The sequence below is a fragment of the Lentihominibacter hominis genome (genome assembly GCF_014385065.1).
GTDB classification, from domain to species: Bacteria; Bacillota; Clostridia; order Peptostreptococcales; family Anaerovoracaceae; genus Lentihominibacter; species Lentihominibacter hominis.
Genome location: NZ_JACRTA010000002.1, coordinates 138313 through 157715 on the forward strand (window position 1 = coordinate 138313; position 19403 = coordinate 157715).

Below are 19403 nucleotides of genomic sequence, written 5' to 3' on the forward strand. Positions count from 1 at the left end.
CATTTTTTATGATTTATTATTTAATCATGATCTCCAGTCTTTCCCTGGTTCTTTTTTCACCAAGTATTTGCTGGATTTCCCAAACATCAGGAGACTGAGTTCTCCCCATTATAGCTATTCTGATAACAGTGCTTACATGGCCGACATGGCCTTTGTACTGATCCGGATTTTTCTTAAAGTCTTTGGGTTTTGAGGCATATCCCATTTCCTCTGCAATGGATCGTATCTTATCGAACCACTGACTTTGATCATCACTGTGGTTGTAGGAAGCCAAGTATCTGCGCAGAATTTCTGCGGCATCTTCATCATTCACTTCTTTTGGTATACTGTCTTTTATAATAAAGTAATCATCGAAGAAGTAACTGATAAAATCAAAAATTTGTTTTGCGTATATAAGATCTTTACGAGGTTTCTTTCCGTTTCGGCCCAGATCGAGAATTTTAGTTACATATTCTTTGTTATTTTCGATAAGAGAAAGTATTTCAGGTCTGAATTCTTTTGCCCAGTTTAAAAGGAAGCTGTAAAGTTCTTCTGCCGGAATTTTTACAAGAACATCTTTTGATATGTCATTGAGTTTATTAAGATCAAACAGGGCGCCGCCGCTGCTCATTTTCTCTGTTGTGAATTTAAAGTCATCAATAGAAGCATCCGGATTGGCGATTCTCCATTCTTCGAAGTTGGAGTTAAGTATAGTAAGCAAATATTCTTTCACTGCTTGGGGATGATAACCTTCCTGCCTATAATAATCAAGGGATAGTTCAGGGTCTTTTCTTTTGCTGAGTTTTCGTTTGTTGCCGTTATCCAGTTTTAGAAGCTGTGCGGTATGGCAGTAAACAGGTATTTCAAATCCAAGTTTCTCAAAGAGCTCAACATGAATAGGAAGTGACATGAGCCATTCCTCGCCTCTTACCACATGAGTTGTTCTCATGAAGTGATCATCTATGACGTGAGCGAAATGATAGGTAGGTATCCCATTTGCCTTGAGAATAATAACATCCTGATTGTTTTCCGGCATTGAAAGCTTTCCTCTTATTGCATCGTCAATCTCTATATGTCTTATTTTTTCGGATGGCATATTGTGATTGCCGGAGGATTTGAGCCTCACTACATAAGGTTTATTATTTTTTATGTTTGATTCTATATCTTCATAGGAAAGGTTGCGGCTTTTTTCTGCATACTTTCCATATATTCCGGTAGTTTCTTTTGCGGATTCTTGGGATTTTCTTATTTCTGAAAGTTCAGCTTCTGTCAGAAAGCAGGGATAGGCCAGTCCTTTTTTTACAAGTTCTTTAGCAAAGCACTGATATATTTTTCCTCTGTTACTTTGAAAATAAGGTCCGTAATTTCCCTTTTCTCCATTCAGTAACGCGCCTTCATCAAAATTGATACCAAAAAAACGAAGGGATGTTATTATGGTTTCAACAGCGCCTTCGACATATCGTTTCTCATCAGTGTCTTCTATACGAAGGTAAAAAGTACCGTTTGACTGGTGAGCCAGACGCTCATCAACAAAAGCTCCGTACAGGTTTCCCAGATGTATGAAACCTGTAGGGCTTGGACCAAGTCTGGTTACCATAGCACCATCCGGTAGATTTCTTTCAGGGAATTTTTTCTGATAGTATTCAGGACTTTTATCTATACGAGGGAATAAAAGCTCCGCAAGTTTATTGTAATCCATTTTTGTAATGCGATGCTGCTATAATTATGAACAGCCCGCGCCTCCTTTCATTGTATAACTATGGGGTATTTTATTAGTTTGTGATCTGTGCATACTTAAATTATTTTAGCAATATTTTTAATGGGTTGCAACATTATAAATGTAATACCTGTAGATATCAACATTTGAAAATACAATCATGAAAATTTTTTATAATAAAAACTGTGTACAGTCTTGAAAATATCAAATTCATGTACACAGTTATGTTTTTTAATAAGTGAAATAATTAGTATTTTTTCCACAGAATCCTAAGTGAGTTTAATATACATATCATCGCTACTCCGGTGTCGGCAAATATAGCTGCCCATATGTTAGCGAACCCTATGAAGCCAAGGAGGATTACCAGAAGTTTTACAAATAGCGCTATAACGATATTTTGAACTGCTATAGTATTGGTATTTTTTGCAATGGTAATCGATTGAGGTATAGATTCTACCGATGAATTCATGAATACTACATCAGCAGCTTCTATAGCTGCATCAGCTCCGGTTCCCATGGCAGCTCCAACATCTGCGCCGGCAAGAACGGGGGCATCATTTATGCCGTCTCCTACAAACATGACAGGACCTATCTTTTTGCGTATATCCTTAAGAGCGGAAAGTTTATCATCGGGCATAAGCTGAGATCGGACTTCACTTATGCCGACATTTTGGGCGATATCAGCAGCACTCTTTGCATTGTCGCCTGTAAGCATGGCAGGAGTGAGACCAAAGGATCTTATTTTGGAGATGGCGCTTACGGCATCAGGCTTCAATGTATCTGAAATGCTTATGGAACCGGCATATAATCCGTTTACTGCTATGAAAACTTCCGTACCTTTTGGATCTTTTACATTTTCCATAGATACACCATGGGCTTTCATGAGAGCTTTGTTTCCGCACAGAACATCTCCTGAAGAAAGCTCTGCTTTTATACCCATTCCCGATATCTCTGACAGAGAGCTGGCTTTTTCAATGGAAACATTCATCTGGCGAGCCTTTTCGACTATGCTGACAGCAATTGGATGAGTGGAACTGAATTCACATGATGCGGCTATCGTAATAAGCTGTTCATCAGTAAAGCCTTTTTCAGGGGATATTTCCTGTACTGAAAAGTTCCCTTCGGTGATGGTTCCGGTTTTATCCATTACTATTGCTTTGACGTTTTTAAGAGCTTCTATGGAAAGACCGCCTTTAAAAAGTATGCCGAGCTTTGAAGCGGCGCCTATACCGGAGAAAAAGGCCAGAGGTACACTTATTACAAGAGCGCAAGGGCAGCTGATTACAAGGAATGTTATTGCTGTGGTAATCCAAGTACTCCACTCTCCTGTGATAAGAGACGGAACTATTGCTGTAATGAGAGCCAGAGCTACTACTATTGGAGTATACACTTTAGCGAATTTAGTTATGAATCTGTCCATTTTAGGCTTTCCGGCAGCTGCATTTTCTACGGAATTGAGAATCTTTGTGACCATAGATTCAGCAAGAGGTTTAGTGACTTTTATTTTTAGCAGACCCTGCTCATTTACACAGCCGGAGATTACTTCTGTACCGACAGAAGCTTTTACGGGGACAGGTTCTCCTGTTATAGGTGAGGTGTCTATGCGGCTTTCGCCTTCTGTTACGATGGCGTCCAGAGGGATTCTGTCTCCCGGGCGTACAAGAAGTATATCTCCTGTTTTCGCATCTGCGGCCGGAATGATTTTGATCTCGTCTCCTTCTGCAAGAGATACTGTTTCAGGTCTCATGTCGACTGCTTCCATGATCTGAGAGCGGCTCTTATCTACGGCTACATGCTCAAAGAATTCACCTATTCTGTAAAAAAGCATTACTCCGGCACCTTCGGCAAAATCACCTATGCAGAATGCCGCCACAGTAGCTATGGACATGAGAAAGTTTTCGTCGAAAACCTGACCTTTGAATATATTTTTTACGGCAGTAAACAGAACCTCCCATCCGAGAACAAGGTAAGCTGCGGCGAATATAGGAAGCAGGGCAGGCTGTAAAATACCTGTATGTTCAAATATAAGCCCTGCTGCAAATAATAATATTCCTGCTGATATAGATATCAGATCACCCGTGTGCTCTTTAAAGAATCCTTTTTTAGGACTTTTATAAGCAGGTATGCTATCTTCTTTGTTCATTATCTTTACATTATCCTCGACAGATCTGCAGGCTTTTTCCAGTTTAGGCAGCAGTGAATCAGGATCTTTGGCGGCGATTCTAAGCTGTTTTGTAGCAAACGTGATGGAAGCGGCTTTTACTTCCGGCATAGCTTGTATTTTTCTTTCTATTTTGGCAGCGCAGTTGGCGCAGTCTAATCCCTCAACGATATAGATCCGCTGATCGTTTTCTGATATATTATCAAAATCATGATTATGACTGTGATCATGGGATATATGTTCGTGATCATGATGATCATGATCGCAGCCACAACCACAATGTTGGTGATCGTGGTGATGATCGTGTCCGCAGCTGCAGTGATCGTCATGGTGATGGTTGTGTAATTCTTTATTCATTGATATGTTCCAGCGCTACGTCTAATATTTCTCTGACATGATCGTCAGCAAGGGAATAATAGGCGTGCTTTCCTTTCTTTTGAAATTTGACCAGGTTGTTATCCCTGAGAACCTTTAACTGATGGGAGACAGCAGACTTTGTCATGTCAAGCAGAACAGCAATGTCGCATACGCACATCTCATGACAATTCAGCGCTGACATTATTCTTATTCTGGTACCATCCCCGAATATTTTAAAAAGTTTTGACATGCTGGTAAGATCAGAGTCAGGAACTATCTCGTCTCTTACATATTTTAGTATATCCTCATGTATAGCTGCGCAGTCGCAGTTTACTTCACTTTTTCCCACGTTTATAATCACCTCCCGGAAATATATTGTTTTAAAATATAATCATAACGATTGCATAATTGTTCAACTGTTTCTTGAGTCCATTATAGTTGAACGTACATGCAACTGTCAATAGTAAAATAAAAAAGTTTAAATTTATTTGACGGAATTTCAAACTTTGTCTATGATAGTAGAAACAAAACGTGTATATATGTTATGAAATAGGGAGGATTAAATGATAAAGATTAATAGGGATGTATGTATTGAGTGTATGACTTGTGTTACAGTCTGTCCCTTCACTGTCTTGGAGGAATCCGGCGAAGGGATCCGGAAAATAGAAGGAAAAAAGTGCATAGGATGTATGCACTGTGGGGCAGTATGTCCCACAGAGGCAATAACATATGACGGAAAGCCATCTATAGTAGATGATGAGCTTCCTGTAATAAGGGAGGGATTTTACAAAGATCTCAGGAATCATATACTGAAAAGGAGATCTTACAGACATTTCAGTGAAGAGCAGGTTCCCAGATCAGTTATAAAAGAGGCTCTTGAGTTGGCGGCATGGGCCCCAAGTGCTAAAAATCAGCATCCCACCAAGTGGATGATAATAGAATCTCAGGATGTAATGGAAAAGATGATGGATTTTATACTGGAGTATGTGCAGTCTACAGGGGTTTCTATGGAAATAGCTTCAGAAATGGAAATAGGAAACAATGTTGTTATGGGAACTGCAACATCATTGCTTTTGGCATATGCCAGCGATAATGCAATATCTCCGGAGACGGATACAGCAATAGCTATGACTACTGCCGAACTGTATTTACAGGCTAAAGGAGTCGGCACATGCTGGGCCGGATATTTGAAAAGGATGGCAAACAATGTTCCGAAAATAAAGGAACTGCTGCCAGAGTTGCCTGAAAACCATAGTTTTTACGGAGCTTTTATGATAGGTTATCCGGAAGATGAAGAATATCTACATATTCCTCAAAGATTTAAACGGGCTGATATAGAGTGGGTGTGATATCCACTCTTTTTTTTTCGATATTATTGTCAGTAACTATTGACAACATGTTCATATTGTATATAATGAGTATATACAATATGAAATGGAGGTGTTCAGTTTGGACATCATAATAAGCAATTCAGACGGGCGGCCTATTTATGAGCAGATAAGTTCGCAGATAAAATCCAAGATAATGACCGGGGAACTTAATGCAGGACAGATGCTGCCTTCTATGAGACTTCTGGCTAAAGAACTGCGAATAAGCGTGATAACGACAAAAAGAGCATACGAAGAACTTGAACGTGATGGTTTTATAATCACTATGACCGGAAAAGGAAGCTTTGTTGCAGAGAAGAATACTGATTTGGTCAGAGAGGAATATTTGAAACGTATAGAGAGCCATCTAAATGAAATTATAAGACTGTCAGTAAGCTGTGACCTGTCACTGAAAGATATAAAGGATATGTTGACTTTGATGTATGAGGAGGAGAATAATGAATAATGCTATAGAAATAACAGGTCTTTCGAAGAAATACGATGGATTTAAACTGGAAAATATAAATATAGTCTTGCCGAAAGGATACATAATGGGATTCATAGGTGAAAACGGAGCTGGTAAAACCACTGTAATTAAAGCCATGACAGGACTTATACGTTATGACAGCGGAGATATAAAACTTTTTGGGGAATCCTTTAAAAATATAGGAGCAGCTGTACGTGAGAATATAGGAGTAGTGATGGATGATTACGGACTTCCTCCCGAGGCAGATACAAAGGATATAAATAAAATAATGAAAGGAATATATTCTACGTGGAATAGCAGGGCTTTTTTCCGGTATACCGAAAAATTCGGGCTTCCTCAAAATAAAAGGATAAAATCATATTCTACAGGTATGAAAAGGAAGCTTTCAATAGCTGTAGCTCTTTCACATAACAGCAGACTTCTTATACTGGATGAAGCGACATCGGGGCTTGATCCTGTGGCAAGAGATGAGCTTTTGGATATACTGCGTGAATTTATACAGGATGAAGATAACAGCGTGTTTATCTCGTCACATATATTGAGTGATCTTGAGAAGGTATGTGACTATATAACATTAATACATGAAGGCAGGATTGTTTTCAGCGATGAGAAGGATGAGCTTTTGGCTTCATATGCAATAGCAAGATGTACTGTTAAAACTTTTGAGAATATAAATAAGTCGGCGGTAGTTGCTTTTCGCAGGACAGAATTCGGAATAGAAGCACTGGTAAAGAGACAGATGGTGAATGAAGCTTTGATTACGGATAATGCTACTGTAGAAGATATTATGGTGATGATGATAAAGGAGGAAAAAAGATGAAGGGGTTATTGATAAAAGATTTTATAAATCTGAGACAGCAATTGAAGATATATATAATTATAATCATTTTATGGTTTTTTATCAGTTTGTGGAATGGTCAGCCGGGATTTTTCAGCGGTATCATGGTAATGTTTGCGGTAATGATTCCAATGACAGCTGTTGCTTATGATGACAGCTGCGGGTGGAATGTCTTTGCAGTGACATCACCTCTTTCAAGGAAAAAGATTATACTGTCCAAATATCTTATAATGTTGATATCGATTGTGGTCTCTGCAGTTATAGCCTGTGCAGGGAGTATGGTTTTGGGGGAGTCGCTTGAAGAAAGTATATTTTTGTCAGCCGTACTTTTTCCGTTTGGTATCATAATGGGGGCTGTTCTTATGCCTGTAATATTTAAGTTTGGCGTGGAGAAAGGACGTTTTGCTTTTATCGCTGTCGTGGCTGCAGCAATTGCAGTGATAAGTTTTGTAGGTCCTAAACTCCCGGATTTATTTGGAGAGGGAGCTTTTTTTAATGCTGTGATATCCATGAGCAGGTGGTCTTGGCTTGCTTTTCTTACTGGTTTTATGGCAGTTTTGGGATGTATCTCATTTTTTTTATCAGTAAGAATATATGGGAAAAAAGAATTTTAATGGACTGTTTTAGTAGACTTTTTTAAAATGATATGTTACAATAAATTTACAGTTAAAAAATAAATATGGGCGAGGAGGAATTACAATGTTATCAAAGAAAATAGTTGAATTATTGAATGATCAGGTAAACAAAGAGTTTTATTCGGCATATTTGTATTTAGATATGGCAAATTATTATAAGGATGAAGGTCTTAATGGTTTTTTCAACTGGTATAAGATACAGGCTCAGGAAGAACGTGATCATGCCGTTTTGTTCATGGATTATCTCCAGCAGAACGGTGAGGCTGTTGTTTTGGAAGCTATAGATAAACCGGATAAAAATTTTAAAGAATTCATAGATCCGCTTAATGAAGGGGCTAAACATGAAAGATATGTTACAGGCTTGATACATAATATCTATGCTGCAGCATATGAAGAAAAGGATTTCAGAACCATGCAGTTCTTAGATTGGTTCGTTAAGGAGCAGGCAGAAGAAGAAGATACAGCTGATGATCTTGTCAAGAAATTTGAACTCTTTGGCGGAGACAGCAAAGGTCTTTATATGCTTGATAATGAACTGTCTGAAAGAACTTATACAGCGCCTTCACTGACACTGTAGGGAAGAATGCATAGATAAAGTCAGATTTGTGATTTAGTTTTGATGATAGTGGTTGATATTATAATAAATAAAAACAGCGAAGTTGTAAAAGCAGCTTCGCTGTTTTTTCGTATCAAAGGATTCTTTCTGTGAATGATTCATGTTCTTCGCTGGTGACATATGAGCTTTTTCCCATTTTTGTCTGCATAAGTAACACGTATAATATAAAGCCTATGATAAATGACCAGATATAGCTTACGGAGTTAATAATCTCCCAGAATGATCCATCCATTCCAAAATAAGTGAACAGCGGCAGCACAAATGCCGCAGCCCATGAGATAATGGCGGCCGGATTAAATCCGTTTGAATACCAGTATCTTCCGTCAGCTCCTTTAAACAACCCTGCTACATCTATCCGTCTGTGTTTGCATATGAAATAATCAGCTATAAATATCGCTGCCAGCGGGGCAAGAACAGATCCATAGGCATTCAGCCATATCAGATATGCTTCATTTCCTGATCCGTATATCCACCATGCCTGTAATACAAAAAAGGAAATGAACATAGTGATCAGAACACCTCTTTTATAAGATATTTTTGTAGGTGATACATTGGTGAATCCATTGGCCGGGGCCACCATATTAGCGGATACACATGTGGTGAGTGTGGCGGCCATTACTCCTATAGCAGTTATTAAAACTATTATTTTATTGTCGATGTTATAGAGTACTGATATGACATCAAAAGGATCGTACCAGTCCGGATCACCTTGGTTCAGACCGTTGGCGGTATTGAACATAGTAGCTGATTGAGCATAGAAGGCCCCGATAAAAGCGCAGAATGTCATGGGAATAGGCATACCGTATAATTGTCCCTTGAACTGAGCTTTCTGTGACTTAGCATAACGGGAAAAATCAGGAATACTGAGAGACATCATTGCCCAGAAAGCTATATTGCCCATAAGTCCTGCAAGATAGGCCGCTGCAAAACTTTTTCCGCTCAATGTACTTTTTTGACTCATTATTTCTGCAAAACTGAAGCCGGCATCGTTTCCGATCTTTAAAGACCAGATAAAAAGGCCGACCAGCAGAATCAGCAGCAGTGGACCTCCTATATTCTGTATCAGTTTTATTTTGTTAATTCCTTTGTAAGCTATCCATGTCATGACAGCGAAAAAAATTGCATACCCGATAAAGGTTCCGGCAGAATGTGACTGTATGCCGCCCCACGAAGGGAGATTTATTGTCCAGTTTTGATCGGAAAATTTATGTATAAAACATCCGATGATAGCAGCGACAGCTCCGCCGCCTACCCATGCCTGTACAGAAACCCAGCCGCATGCGGTGATGGCTCTTGAAAGTACCGGAATCTGAGCTCCTCGGCTGCCGAATGTAAGCCTTGCCAGGCCGGGAAACGAGAGCCCGTATTTACAGCCGATCTGAGAGTTGAGCTGTATAGGTATAAGTATTATGAGATTTCCGATAGCCACATTTAAAATTGCCAGCCATGGCGATATTCCCGCAGTTACCAGCCCTGTTGCAAGAGTCAGAGACGGCAGACAGATAGCCATTCCCACCCACAGCATAGAAATATTGTAAGTCGTCCAGGTTCGCTGAGAAACAGATGTAGGCGCAAGATCCTCATTGTAGTATTTAGATGATATGAGCTCAGCACGTGCTGCGTCAGTCAATTGGAACAGCCCGTTCTTTTCGACCTGTGTATATGTTGACATAAAAACCTCCATGTTTATATTTTGATTAGAATATAATAAAATAATTATACATTATAGTTACAGAAATGGCTATTGAAAATACGCAAAGGTTCGTGCCGGGTTTGCAAAATATTCTTATTTGTATATAATGAAAACATAATTGAAATGGAGGAAAAAATCATGGCCTTTACGAAGAAACAGATTAACCAGATACTGGATGCTCTGAAAGCAGAATATCCCGATGCAGGATGCGCCCTGGTACATATGGATACATATCAGCTTCTGATAGCTGTAGTTTTATCAGCTCAGACTACCGACAAAAGTGTTAACAAAATAAGTGATGCTTTGTTTAAAAAATATCCGTCGCCTGCAGAGCTTGCCGAAGCGAATCAGGAGGATGTGATAAATATAATAAAAACCATAGGCATGTATAAGACAAAATCTAAAAATATAATAGCGCTGGCTAAAAATTTGATGCAAAATTATGATGGCAAGGTTCCTGATGATTATGATGAGCTTATAAAGCTTCCGGGGGTGGGAAGAAAAACCGCTAATGTGGTGCTGTCTGTAGGTTTCGGACATCAGAGGATAGCAGTGGATACTCATGTCTTCAGACTTGCAAACAGAATAGGGCTTGTAGAAGAGAAAGATGTTCTTAAAACAGAGTTGGCTTTGATGAAGGTGCTTCCGCAAGACAGATGGACCGAAGCTCATCACAGTTTGATCTACCATGGAAGAAACTGCTGCATTGCCAGAAATCCTAAATGCGATGAGTGTGTTATAAAGAAGCTTTGTAAATATGAAAAAAACGGCAGCTGATAATTACAGCTGTCGTTTTTAAGTGCGAATTATTGGAATACCGCAGCTCATTTCATATCGCTGGGTCAATTCTTCTGCGTCGTTGGTCACCACGGACTAAAGTCCTGTGACATATGACGGGGGAAATACCACAGCTCATTTCATATCGCTGGGTCAATTCCTCCCGCAGCAGTGTTTATATTTTTTGCCGCTGCCGCATGGACAAGGTTCATTGCGGCCTATTTTTTTGCCTTTTACGACTGTTTTTGATTTTTTATATTCTTTTGCGATCTCTGTCATTTTGTCTTCACCTAAGATGTCTGTCCATTGGGGGAGTCCGTAAAGATAATCAGCGCCTGCGGCAAGCATATTATAAAAGAGCTTTTCCGGTTCAATTTGAATTTCTACATTTGACTGCTCATCAAAATTTTCAAAGTCATTTTCTTTTTTCAGACTTGAGTTTATTCCGTCTAAAAATCCCATGAAGATCACAGGGCGTACTTCATATCCGCAAGCCAGATCTCCTAAAGTCCCCGTCACTTTCTCATTGGGTTTGTCCAGTATATCACTGTATATCTTGGTTTCAGCTTCGCTGTATTCCTTCCAAAACTCGGGAAATGTTTCTTCAGTTTGATTTTCTATAAGATCTTTCCATTCTTCAAATAAAGTCATTTTAGACCTCCTGTCGAGTTTTTATAAAATTGTTTTTGCAATATCTATGACATCACCGAGTACGGCGCTTCCTGTAGGAAGCGGACCGGCTCCTTTTCCGTAAAACATAAGATCATCTACGGCATTGCCTTTTACAAATACCGCATTGAATTCTTTATTGATATTGGCAAGAGGGTGGGTCTCGCTTATATGCATAGGACGCACTTCATATTCAATTTCCCCGTTTTCCAGTTTCTTGGCATGAGCTATCAGTTTAATTTTGCAGTTATTGGCTCTTGCTTCTTCGATCTTTTCTTTTGTTATTTGAGTAATTCCTGTAGTAGGGATATCTTCGGGAGCAACGTACTTATCAAACATGAGAGCCATCAGAATAGTAAGTTTATTGGCAGCGTCGATACCCTCCACATCTGCAGTGGGATCAGCTTCGGCGAAACCCTGCGCCTGTGCATCTTTGAGTGCTGTATCATAATCAACGCCTTCTTTTGTCATCATTGTAAGTATGTAGTTTGTAGTTCCGTTAAGGATACCTAAAACTTCTTCAAATTTATTGGCTCTGAGAGGACCTGTCAGGGTTCCGAGAATAGGTATGCCGCCACCGACACTTGCTTCGAATCTGAAGAGCACATTATTGGCTTGGGCAGTTTCCATCAGTTTATGATAGTTGGCTGCTATAGCGGCTTTATTGGCAGTAACAACATGTTTACCGTTTTCCATAGCCTTCAGTATAAATGATGTGGCAGGCTCTATCCCACCAAGAAGTTCAATAACTATATCGATTTCGGGATCTTTAAAGATCTCGTCGGGATCGGATGTAAACTTTTCCTTTGGAACGGCGATCCCTCTGTCACGTTCTGTATCTCTTTCCAGTATTTTTACGATCTCTACTTTTGAATTCAGTGTGGATTCGATTTCGTCTCTGTTCATTTCCAGTGTTTTGTATGTTCCGGTACCTATATTTCCAAGACCAAGCAATCCGATTTTTATTGTTTTCATGTTTTCCCTCCACTCAATTTAACATTTACTATTAATTATATAATAAATTTCACGTTTTGTCTTTAAAATTTTTTACTATACTATAAATATGGATTGGCATTTTGAAATGACTGATAAAATTTGTTTTGATAATTAAGAGCATCAGTTAATTTGGAAAGCTTTTGCTTTATATATTGACTTTACGGCAGGGGAACGTACAATAAAATATAAAGGTTATTTATTAAAGGAGAAAACGTTTATGGCTATACATATAGTTTTGGTGGAACCTGAGATTCCTCCTAATACAGGCAATATAGCGAGGAGCTGTGCGGCAACGGAAACTGTTTTGCATCTTGTGAAGCCGCTGGGGTTTTCCATAGATGACAGGAGCCTGAAGAGAGCCGGACTTGATTATTGGCCTTATGTGAAACTTCAGATTCATGAAAGTCTTGATGATTTTATGGATGAATACCGAGATCGTAGGATGTTTCTGGCTACTACTAAAGGAAAGCATATTTATACCGATATACAGTTTAAGGATGAAGATATGATCCTTTTCGGGAGGGAAACGGCAGGTCTGCCTGAACCCTTTATAGAGGAACACAGAGAGAGTGCTGTAAGAATACCTATGAGCGAGGATACCAGATTGAGATCTCTTAATCTGGCCAATTCAGTCAACATAATTCTTTTTGAAGCTTTGAGGCAAATGGGGTTCCCCGGTTTAAAATAATGAGGCTAATTCCCGGCAAAGCACTGGCAAAAAATTTGCTATATGTTATAATATAAACCGAGGTATTTAAAAGATGAGTATGAGACTTGGTTATGACCTGAAGATTGAACAGTCTCAAAAACTGGTTATGACGCCTGAACTTATCCAGGCGATTCAGATTTTGCAGTTCAATACTCAGGAACTGGATTCTTATGTGCAGGAGCAGCTTCTGGTCAATCCTGTTCTGGAACAGGCCGGCAGTGAACCGCGCGAATCATCTGAACATGTGAGCGGCGTAAACACTGCGGAACATTTCGAAGAACATATGACAGAGCACCGGGAAAAGGCTTCGGATTATAAGAACGATGAATTTGATTGGAAGGAATACGTCAAAGACAGACAGTATGATGACATAAGCTACAGACAGTGGGAAGACAGGAACGGTGAAGAAAAAGAAAATGCATATGAACAATATGTATATTCTGATGTCACTCTTCCTGAACATCTTATGTTTCAGCTTCAGTTTGCATCCAATAAAAAGGGATGCAGACGTGTAGGCAAGTATATAATAGAATCTCTTGACGAGAATGGATACATGACGTCAACTGTAGAGGAGATAGCCTGTGCTACAGGTGCTCCGCAGGAAAAGGTCGAAGAGGTTTTGGAGATTATACATGGTTTCGATCCTGTAGGGGTGGGGGCTAAAGATTTGGCTGAATGTCTTGTGATACAGCTGAGACAGAAAGGACAGCTTACAGATCTTTTTGAAAAAGTTATAAATCGGCATCTGGAGGATTTGGCCAACAGCAGGCTGGGAGTCATAGCTAAGGATATGGGAATATCTCCTCAGAAAGTACAGGAGATGAGCGATATCATCAGAACACTTGAGCCTAAACCGGGCAGGTTGTTTGCATCTCAGATGGAGACAAAATATATAGTGCCGGATGTTATAATCGAAAGATCTGACGATGATTATGTGGTAACGGTAAATGAAAGCAGCACTCCGAGGCTGATGGTAAGTTCATATTACAGTAAGCTGATGAAACAGTCGGAGAATGATGATAGTCTTTCAAAATATTTATCTGACAGGGTCAATTCGGCTGTTTGGCTTATAAAGAGTATAGAACAGCGGAAACAGACAATTTATAATGTGGTTACGGCTGTAGTGAAACATCAGAAGGAATTTCTGGATAAAGGCAGCAAATATTTGAAGACGCTTACTCTGAAAGATATTGCGGAGGAGTTGGGGATACATGAGTCTACGGTGTCACGTTCTATAAACGGCAAGTATCTTCAGTGTCCGAGAGGTGTCTTTGAGATAAAATATTTTTTTTCGGCAGGAGTGTCGGGAAGTCATGGGGAAGGAATCTCTTCCAACAGCATAAAAGAATTTATTAAAGAAATAGTAGATAATGAAGATGTAAAATCACCTTACAGCGATCAGGAAATGGTAAAAATGCTTAAAGAAAAGGGCATAAGCATTTCCAGAAGGACGGTGGCAAAATACAGAGACGAGCTGAACATACTGTCATCATCCAAACGAAAACGATATTAACCCGCAGAGGGTAAATATATATTAAATTAAATAAACTTAGTGATATTTTTAGGAGGAGTTTAAAAATGGCAATTAAAATCGGAATAAGCGGCTTTGGTCGTATTTCGCGTGTAGTTATTCGCGCAGCAATGGACATGCCTGAGATAGAAATCGCAGGTATCAATGTTCGTAATGCTGACAAAGAATACATGGTATACATGCTGAAGTACGATACTGTATTTGGACGTTTTCCGAAAGAGCTTGGAGTATACGACGACGGACTGATCATCAATGGTAAAAAAGTACCTGTATACAGCGAAAGTGACGCTTCAAATATTCCGTGGGATCAGTGCGGAGCAGAATATATAGTTGAGGGAACAGGCGCATATAACACTACCGAAAAGGCAATGGTACATATCAATCAGGGAGCCAAGAAGGTTATCATTACAGCGCCGGCTAAGGATAAGACAACGCCTACTTTCGTTATGGGTGTAAACCATAATGATTATGAGAAAGATATGACGATTGTTTCCAATGCTTCATGCACTACTAATTGCCTGGCTCCTTTAGCAAAGGTAATTGAAGATAATTGGGGGATCGAACAGGGACTTATGTCAACGATTCATGCAGCGACAGCAAAGCAGAAGGTTGTTGATGCGCGTTCACAAAAAGACTGGAGAACGGGGAGATCTGCTTTCGGAAATATTATCCCGACAAGTACAGGGGCTGCCAAGGCAGTGGCACTCGTAATCCCTTCACTGGCAGGAAAGATGACGGGTATAGCCTATCGTGTACCTACAAATGATGTATCTGTTATCGATCTTAATATACAGCTGAAAAAATCAGCAAGCTATGAGGATATCTGCAGAAAAATAAAAGAAGCGTCCGAAGGGGATATGAAAGGTGTTATAGAATATGTTGATGATGAAGTGGTTTCATGTGATTTCATCGGCGATCCTCATACATCGATTTTCGATGCAAGAGAAGGGATACAGCTCAATGATAAGTTCTTTAAGCTGATAGCATTCTATGACAATGAATATGGTTATTCCACCAAAGTACTGGAGCTTATAAAGCATATGTACAGTGTGGATAACGCATAATATTAATATTGGAAAAAACGACAGCCGACCTTGTGCCGGCTGTTGATCTTTAAGAACCTGTACAAAAATTAAAAAGGAAGGTTTTGAATGAAAAAGACTATTAGAGACATTGATGTCTCAGGGAAAAGGGTGCTGGTAAGATGTGATTTTAACGTACCCATGCAGGATGGCAAGATAACCGATGATATAAGAATAACATCAGCGCTGCCTACCGTAAAATATCTCATTGAGAATAATGCTAAGGTTATACTGATGTCTCATATGGGAAGACCTAAAGGCGAGCCTAAGCCTGAGTTTTCACTTAAACCTGTTGCCGACAGACTGTCGCAGCTTCTGGGGAAGGAAGTTATCTTTGCGGCATCTGATGTTGTGGTAGATGATAAGGTGCGTGAAACTGCCGAGGAGCTTCAGCCGGGACAGGTAATGCTTCTGGAAAATGTAAGATACCGAAAAGAAGAGACAAAGAACGAGGAACCGTTTACAGGTCAGCTTGCTCAGCTTGGAGAGATATTTGTAAACGATGCTTTCGGAACTGCCCACAGAGCACATTGTTCTACAGCAGGTCTTGCTGAATATATGCCGAGTGTATCAGGATTTCTTATAGAGAAAGAAGTAAAATTCTTGGGAGATGCTCTTGAGAACCCGGAAAGACCTTTCGTTGCCATAATGGGCGGCGCCAAGGTCGGAGACAAGATTCCCGTTATAGAAAATCTTCTTAAAAAAGTGGATTCTCTCATAGTAGTGGGAGGAATGAGCTATACATTCTTTAAAGCTATGGGATACGAAATAGGAACTTCAATTCTGGATGAGGAAAGCATAGAGCTTGCCAAAGAGCTTATGGAGAAGGCGAAGGCCGTAGGAGTACAGCTTATGCTTCCTGTAGATACCGTATGTGCAAAGGAATTTGATAATAGCAGCGAAAAAGGCGTGTTTGATAGAGATAAGATTCCTGCTGATATGATGGGTATGGACATAGGACCGAAGACAATTGATATGTATAAGAAAGTTATTTCCACAGCTAAAACGGTTGTCTGGAACGGACCTGCAGGAGTATTTGAAATGCCTAATTTTGCTGAAGGAACGAAGGCAATAGCAGAGGCTCTCGCCAAAAGCGAAGCTGTCACTATAATAGGAGGCGGAGATTCGGCTGCGGCTGTGGAGCAGTTTGGATATGCTGATAAAATGACTCACATTTCAACCGGAGGGGGAGCTTCTCTGGAATTTCTTGAAGGAAAAGAACTGCCGGGAATATCGTGTTTGGAGGAAAAGTAATGAGAATACCGTTCATAGCAGGCAACTGGAAAATGTTTAAGACAAAAGCAGACGCTGTAAAATTCGCCGAAGAATTTAAGTCTCTTTATAAGGGTACAGATATACAGGCGGCTATATGTGCTCCGTTTACGGATCTTGAAGCTTTAGCGGAGATTTTTAAAGGAACAGATATAAAAATAGGCGCACAGAATGTACATTTTGCAGATGAAGGCGCTTATACAGGGGAAATATCTGTCTCTATGCTGGAAGAGATCGGAGTTGATTTCTGTATAGTAGGGCATTCGGAAAGAAGACAGTATTTTGCAGAGACAGATGGAACTGTAAACCTGAAAATGAAAAGACTTCTTGACAGTTCAATAAGACCTATCATGTGTGTAGGAGAAAGTCTGGAAGAAAGGGATGCAGGAAAGGCTTTTGACAGAGTCAGATCGCAGCTGGAGCAGGGGCTTGCGGATATAGATGCCGAGGCAGCAGTGCGTATCGTCATAGCTTATGAACCTATATGGGCTATAGGTACGGGGAGAACAGCCACAGGAGAGCAGGCCGGGCAAATGTGTGAATTTATAAGAAATACGCTTATAGATCTTTACGGAGAAGATACCGCTGATCAGGTGATAATCCAGTACGGAGGCAGCGTGAAGCCTGCCAATGCTGCAGAAATAATGAATATGGCTGAAATAGACGGAGCTTTGGTAGGAGGAGCAAGCCTGAAAGCCAAAGATTTTATGGAAATCATAGATTTCTGATCTGTATGAAACTATTGTGTCCGCAAGACGGATCATATGAAAATTTTTCAGTTGAATATATCAAAACTTAAGGAGGTAAATTGTTATGGCTTATATTGAAGACGTAATTGCAAGAGAAGTCCTTGATTCAAGAGGAAATCCTACGGTTGAAGTTGAAGTAATGCTTGAAGACGGATCCATAGGGCGAGCTATCGTACCGTCGGGAGCATCAACGGGAATCCATGAAGCGGTAGAACTCAGAGACGGAGACAAAGCCAGATATTTAGGTAAAGGAACTCTCAAAGCAGTTGATAATGTAAATGATATTATTGCAGACCAGATTCTGGGATGGGACGCTTTTGACCAGGTGGGTCTTGATAAAATGCTGATAGCGCTTGATGGAACTCCTAACAAGGGTAAGCTGGGTGCAAATGCTATTTTAGGCGTTTCCATGGCTGTAGCCAGAGCTGCCGCGGAATCTCTGGGACTTCCTCTGTTTCAATATTTGGGCGGCGTAAACGGAAAAGTACTGCCTACACCTATGATGAATATATTAAATGGTGGTTCCCATGCAGATAATACGGTGGATATACAGGAATTTATGATAATGCCTGTAGGTGCCTCAAGCTTCAGAGAAGCTTTGAGAATGGGCGCTGAGGTTTTTCATAATCTTAAAAGCGTACTTAAGGCAAAGGGCATGAATACTGCAGTGGGAGATGAAGGCGGCTTCGCGCCTAATCTTTCTACAAATGAAGAAGCAATACAGGTTATTATAGAAGCAATAGAAAAAGCGGGATACAAACCGGGAGATGATGTGAAAATCGCTCTTGATGTTGCTGCCAGTGAGTTTTATGATGCTGAAAAGGATATTTACAATCTTACCGGCGAGGGTGTGAGCAGGACCGCCGAAGAAATGGTTTCATATTATGAAATGCTCTGCGATAAGTATCCGGTTATTTCTATTGAGGATGGCCTTGCTGAAGACGACTGGAAAGGATGGGCACATCTTACAGAAAAGCTTGGCGGCAGAATTCAGTTGGTAGGTGATGATTTGTTTGTTACGAATACAGAAAGACTTTCAGAGGGTATCGACAAAGGAATTGCCAATTCTATTCTCATAAAAGTAAATCAAATCGGAACTCTTACAGAAACATTTGATGCTATCGAGATGGCCAAAAAGGCAGGTTATACAGCAGTAGTATCCCATAGAAGCGGAGAGACTGAGGATACTACTATAGCGGATATAGTTGTGGGTCTTAACGCCGGACAGATAAAGACCGGTTCGCTATCGAGAACAGACAGGATCGCCAAGTATAATCAGCTTCTCAGAATAGAAGAGCTGCTTGACTCTGCAGGACAGTATGCAGGCAGAAATGCTTTTTATAATATAAGGAAAAAATAGACTGTGGAACAAGCAAAGTCATTGATTTTTGAATGGCCCTGTGATAAACTTAAAAAGTTAGAATATGAGGAGGATTGAACATGGGAATAGCTCTTAAAATAGTGCTTGCACTTGTTAGTGTAATACTGATCATAAGTATTTTACTGCAATCCAGCAACAGCGACGGACTTTCCGGATCTATCGCCGGAGGAGCCGAACAGCTTTTCGGAAAGAGAAAGAGTCAGGGCTATGATGCTATATTAAGTAAAATAGCAGCAGTTGCAGCAGTATTATTTATCGTGTTATCATTGGTTCTTGTGGCGATCGAGTAGCGCTCGCCGTTTTGGAACCTTTGTATAAAGTTGTTTTTTATTATTAAATGCTTTAATAGTTCGTGCTCAGCATGTTAGTTAAGAGGTGTCATTGACG

At 40.1% G+C, this 19403-nt stretch carries 19 protein-coding genes; 13 read left to right on the forward strand and 6 right to left on the reverse strand.

Annotation, left to right across the window (positions count from 1 at the left end):
- Positions 1-16: 16 nt before the first annotated feature.
- The 3 genes from gltX to H8692_RS05920 form a co-directional block, all read right to left on the reverse strand.
- Positions 17-1678, reverse strand: coding sequence for a glutamate--tRNA ligase (gltX, locus tag H8692_RS05910; protein WP_187525236.1), 1662 nt, complete (start codon positions 1676-1678; stop codon positions 17-19).
- Between the two features lie 265 nt (positions 1679-1943).
- Entirely contained in the window at positions 1944-4214 is a 2271-nt protein-coding gene (locus H8692_RS05915) for a heavy metal translocating P-type ATPase (RefSeq protein ID WP_187525237.1), read from the reverse strand.
- On the reverse strand, positions 4207-4563 hold the full coding sequence (locus tag H8692_RS05920) for an ArsR/SmtB family transcription factor (protein ID WP_417494625.1): 357 nt from the start codon (positions 4561-4563) through the stop codon (positions 4207-4209). The genes H8692_RS05915 and H8692_RS05920 overlap by 8 nt, the downstream gene beginning before the upstream one ends.
- Positions 4564-4777: 214 nt before the next feature.
- Between H8692_RS05920 and H8692_RS05925 the strand changes: the two genes are divergently transcribed.
- From H8692_RS05925 to H8692_RS05945, 5 genes are all read left to right on the forward strand, one after another.
- Entirely contained in the window at positions 4778-5563 is a 786-nt protein-coding gene (locus H8692_RS05925; protein ID WP_187525238.1) for a nitroreductase family protein, read from the forward strand.
- Between the two features lie 100 nt (positions 5564-5663).
- Complete coding sequence (locus H8692_RS05930) at positions 5664-6047, forward strand: GntR family transcriptional regulator (RefSeq protein WP_177268979.1); 384 nt, start codon at positions 5664-5666, stop codon at positions 6045-6047.
- Complete coding sequence (locus H8692_RS05935; protein ID WP_187525239.1) at positions 6040-6888, forward strand: ABC transporter ATP-binding protein; 849 nt, start codon at positions 6040-6042, stop codon at positions 6886-6888. The genes H8692_RS05930 and H8692_RS05935 overlap by 8 nt, the downstream gene beginning before the upstream one ends.
- Entirely contained in the window at positions 6885-7520 is a 636-nt protein-coding gene (locus H8692_RS05940; protein ID WP_177268982.1) for an ABC-2 transporter permease, read from the forward strand. The genes H8692_RS05935 and H8692_RS05940 overlap by 4 nt, the downstream gene beginning before the upstream one ends.
- An 85-nt stretch (positions 7521-7605) precedes the next feature.
- A complete protein-coding gene (locus H8692_RS05945; RefSeq protein WP_177268984.1) occupies positions 7606-8118 on the forward strand; it encodes a ferritin in 513 nt (170 codons plus the stop codon).
- A 112-nt stretch (positions 8119-8230) separates the two neighbouring features.
- Here the strand turns inward: H8692_RS05945 and H8692_RS05950 are convergent, their stop codons facing one another.
- Complete coding sequence (locus H8692_RS05950) at positions 8231-9829, reverse strand: cytosine permease (protein ID WP_177268986.1); 1599 nt, start codon at positions 9827-9829, stop codon at positions 8231-8233.
- Positions 9830-9988: 159 nt separating this feature from the next.
- Between H8692_RS05950 and nth the strand changes: the two genes are divergently transcribed.
- Entirely contained in the window at positions 9989-10627 is a 639-nt protein-coding gene (nth, locus tag H8692_RS05955) for an endonuclease III (protein WP_187525240.1), read from the forward strand.
- Positions 10628-10780: 153 nt separating this feature from the next.
- Here the strand turns inward: nth and H8692_RS05960 are convergent, their stop codons facing one another.
- Together H8692_RS05960 and H8692_RS05965 are read right to left on the reverse strand one after the other, a co-directional pair.
- Positions 10781-11278, reverse strand: coding sequence for an SEC-C metal-binding domain-containing protein (locus H8692_RS05960; RefSeq protein ID WP_177268990.1), 498 nt, complete (start codon positions 11276-11278; stop codon positions 10781-10783).
- A gap of 21 nt (positions 11279-11299) precedes the next feature.
- Complete coding sequence (locus tag H8692_RS05965) at positions 11300-12271, reverse strand: homoserine dehydrogenase (protein WP_177268992.1); 972 nt, start codon at positions 12269-12271, stop codon at positions 11300-11302.
- 238 nt (positions 12272-12509) lie between these two features.
- Here H8692_RS05965 and trmL point away from each other — a divergent pair, with 238 nt between their 5' ends.
- The 7 genes from trmL to secG all read left to right on the forward strand — a co-directional run bounded on the left by trmL (position 12510) and on the right by secG (position 19306).
- Entirely contained in the window at positions 12510-12980 is a 471-nt protein-coding gene (gene trmL, locus H8692_RS05970) for a tRNA (uridine(34)/cytosine(34)/5-carboxymethylaminomethyluridine(34)-2'-O)-methyltransferase TrmL (protein ID WP_187525241.1), read from the forward strand.
- A gap of 73 nt (positions 12981-13053) precedes the next feature.
- Positions 13054-14514, forward strand: coding sequence for an RNA polymerase factor sigma-54 (gene rpoN / locus H8692_RS05975; protein WP_243206926.1), 1461 nt, complete (start codon positions 13054-13056; stop codon positions 14512-14514).
- A gap of 65 nt (positions 14515-14579) precedes the next feature.
- Positions 14580-15596: a type I glyceraldehyde-3-phosphate dehydrogenase gene (gene gap / locus H8692_RS05980; RefSeq protein WP_177268996.1), complete on the forward strand. Its 1017-nt coding sequence runs from the start codon at positions 14580-14582 to the stop codon at positions 15594-15596.
- A gap of 87 nt (positions 15597-15683) precedes the next feature.
- Entirely contained in the window at positions 15684-16868 is a 1185-nt protein-coding gene (locus H8692_RS05985; protein ID WP_177268998.1) for a phosphoglycerate kinase, read from the forward strand.
- Positions 16868-17614 carry a triose-phosphate isomerase gene (tpiA, locus tag H8692_RS05990; RefSeq protein WP_177269000.1) on the forward strand — a complete coding sequence of 249 codons (747 nt, stop codon included), beginning with the start codon at positions 16868-16870 and terminating at the stop codon, positions 17612-17614. The genes H8692_RS05985 and tpiA overlap by 1 nt, the downstream gene beginning before the upstream one ends.
- Positions 17615-17699: 85 nt before the next feature.
- Positions 17700-18995, forward strand: coding sequence for a phosphopyruvate hydratase (gene eno / locus H8692_RS05995; RefSeq protein ID WP_177269002.1), 1296 nt, complete (start codon positions 17700-17702; stop codon positions 18993-18995).
- Positions 18996-19075: 80 nt separating this feature from the next.
- Positions 19076-19306 (forward strand): preprotein translocase subunit SecG, encoded by a 231-nt coding sequence (gene secG / locus H8692_RS06000; RefSeq protein ID WP_177269004.1) that lies wholly within the window; start codon positions 19076-19078, stop codon positions 19304-19306.
- The last annotated feature ends 97 nt before the right edge of the window (positions 19307-19403 follow it).